Source organism: Xenorhabdus sp. IM139775 (assembly GCF_028598745.1).
In the GTDB taxonomy this organism is placed as follows: domain Bacteria; phylum Pseudomonadota; class Gammaproteobacteria; order Enterobacterales; family Enterobacteriaceae; genus Xenorhabdus.
In genome coordinates, this window is the sequence record NZ_JAQRFK010000154.1 from 1 (window position 1) to 2,490 (window position 2,490).

At 56.1% G+C, this 2,490-nt stretch carries 4 protein-coding genes; all 4 read left to right on the forward strand.

Annotated elements, in window-relative coordinates:
* Positions 1–306: hypothetical protein (locus PSI17_RS17510; RefSeq protein WP_443256044.1), on the forward strand; the 306-nt coding region annotated here is incomplete at its 5' end.
* A gap of 56 nt (positions 307–362) precedes the next feature.
* Positions 363–1,097: a TIGR03759 family integrating conjugative element protein gene (locus tag PSI17_RS16485; protein WP_273552998.1), complete on the forward strand. Its 735-nt coding sequence runs from the start codon at positions 363–365 to the stop codon at positions 1,095–1,097.
* On the forward strand, positions 1,073–1,612 hold the full coding sequence (locus tag PSI17_RS16490) for an integrating conjugative element protein (protein WP_273552999.1): 540 nt from the start codon (positions 1,073–1,075) through the stop codon (positions 1,610–1,612). The genes PSI17_RS16485 and PSI17_RS16490 overlap by 25 nt, the downstream gene beginning before the upstream one ends.
* Positions 1,609–2,490 (forward strand): conjugative transfer system coupling protein TraD (traD, locus tag PSI17_RS16495; RefSeq protein ID WP_273553000.1); only part of this gene is annotated, 882 nt, incomplete at its 3' end. The genes PSI17_RS16490 and traD, both read left to right, overlap by 4 nt.

Consider the following 2,490-nt stretch of genomic DNA (forward strand, 5'->3'; position numbering starts at 1 on the left):
GGCGATTATCAGTATGTATTCCCGAGCCGCACAGATTACAAAAAACCGCTCAGTGAAATGGCTATGAATACCATGATGAAGCGTATGGGCGACGTCGGCATCCCAGCGGTCGCGCTCCAGCAGATGCTGAACCCCATCAGGTGTGCGCTCGCCTATCCATTTAGCCAGTTGCCAGCCATTTTTACGTTCAACATCACTGAGCAATCCTTTAAGGTAGGCGAGACTGCGTTGCTGTGGGCCGGGATGGGTGAAACAAGGGGGCCAGACGGGTATGCAGTGAGCGCAGTTCCTGTTCCCAAGCGTTAGTCGGTGAGTGCATATGGCACCTCCCGTAACCTACCGTATTTTCAGGAAAAAATGTCATGGGCTATCATGTCACAATAGCGCGTACGGCTGTAGTACTAAACCGAATCGGTCTGGTGGCATGCGTACTGCTAAGCGGTTCAGCATGGGCAGGCACACCGTCACCCTTAACGTCGCAGCCGGTGCAATCGGTGGAAAGCCAAAAGCAATCCCTGAAAATCCAGGCTGAACAATGGGGATTGCGGGCGAATGAATATCAGCGTTATCAGCAATTACTCAAGGGACCCAGGGGGATTCAGTCACCGGGACTTGACCCGCTGACGACGCTGGGCATTGAAGCTGAAAATGATGCCGAGCGCCGCCGTTATGCCGAGCAGTGGGTCAAATCGGAATTTGCCCGCGCCGAAAAAGAATTGCGCTTCCAGCGTGCAGTGGATGCTGCCTGGCAGCGGCTGTTTCCGGATGTGTTGCCGGTCAATATGGCAAAATCCCGTGAAGCTGATGGCCGTCTGGCGCTGTTTGTCAAAGCCAACGATTGCCCGGCGTGTGACACCCGTTTAGCCGAAGTCCTGACTGCAAATCAGCCGGTTGATATCTATCTGGTTGACAGTCAGGGCAATGACAACCTGTTACGGCAGTGGGCCAACGCGCATCATATTCCCGTTGAACGGGTACGCAACCGGCAAATCACGCTCAATCATGATGCGGGGTATTGGTTCCGGTTTGGGCGCGGCGTGATGCCGGTATTACTGCGACAGGGGGAACAGGGATGGCATATCACGTCATTATCATAAAATGGCTGGGTTTATTGCCCATTATCGGGATGTTATGGGTGAATGTCTGCCATGCCGAACTGAAAGTGATTGCGGATTTAGGCGGAAAAGATGCTTCGCCCTTTTATGACGGCATTAATGCGCAACCAGATAATATTCCTGCGTTGCCACCGCATTTCTTACCCGAGGTGGCAGATGAATCCGTGATGTTGCCGGTCAGAACACCGGAACTGACACCGGGGAAAGTGGCAAGCCGGCCGCTGCAACTGCCGGAGATTGGCGCATTGTTTATTATCGGTGATGATCCCGGTTCCCGCCAATGGTTAAACCAGCATGCGGCGCGGCTTAAGGCACTGCACGCCGTGGGTCTGGTGGTCAATGTCAGTGAGAAGGCGGGCTTACAGTCACTGCGGGCATCAGCGCCGGATTTACTGTTATCGCCCGCTTCCGGCACCGAGCTGGCCCGCCGTCTGCAACTGCAACATTATCCGGTGTTGATCACCGCAACCGCACTCACGCAGCAGTTATCACCATGAGCCGTCGTTACGTGATCGAGGCCCTGCTGCGCCCGGCCGTGGAGCTGAATACCGCCGTGGTGTCAGCCGTCGCCGCGTTTGTTTGTATCAGAGCGCCCTGGGCCATCGCACTGGCACCGTCAGTCAGCTTTATAATGGCCGTCGGTTTTGCCATACTGGCGGTGATACGCGCGTGGCAGGGTATTCAGGTGATACGTTATCGCAGAAACCTGCGTCGCCTGCCGCGTTATCAGATGAGTACAAAGTACATTCCCGTCAGTCATAAGCAGCTGTTTCTGGGCAGGGGCTTTCGCTGGCAGCAAAAACATACCCAGCGTTTGCAGGATACCCGCCGGCCCGAAGTCGAGCGATTTGTGCAACCTTCCCATATCTATCAGCTTGCCCGCGCACTGGAGCGCAGAACCGAATACCGTTGGCCGACATTATCTGCGCTATTACGTCAAGACTCGCCGTTTAATCCGGTACGTCCGCTGCCGCCGGTGGGGGGCAATCCGGTGATCCACGGTATTGAGCCGCAGGAAGCCGACGTATTTATGGATCTGCGCGAGCGGGTCGGCCATACCCTGGTGATGGGTACCACCCGTGTGGGGAAAACCCGGCTGGCAGAGTTGTTGATTACGCAGGATATCCGGCGCGGCGAGGTGGTGATTGTCTTTGATCCCAGAGGGGATGCGGATTTGCTGAGGCGCATCTGGGCGGAAGCGCACCGCGCAGGGCGGGGTAATGAACTTTCCCTTTTTCATCTGGGCTGGCCGGAAATCTCAGCGCGTTATAATGCCGTCGGGCGGTTTGGCCGGGTTTCTGAAGTGGCGTCCCGTCTGGCCGGGCAACTCAGTGGTGAAGGAAACAGTGCCGCGTTCCGTGAGTTTGCCTGGCGG

Bases quoted from the DNA above. Each gene is read 5' to 3' on its own strand.
- PSI17_RS16485 (WP_273552998.1), top strand. From the start codon at position 363: ATGGGCTATCATGTCACAATAGCGCGTACGGCTGTAGTACTAAACCGA.
- PSI17_RS16490 (WP_273552999.1), top strand. From the start codon at position 1,073: ATGGCATATCACGTCATTATCATAAAATGGCTGGGTTTATTGCCCATT.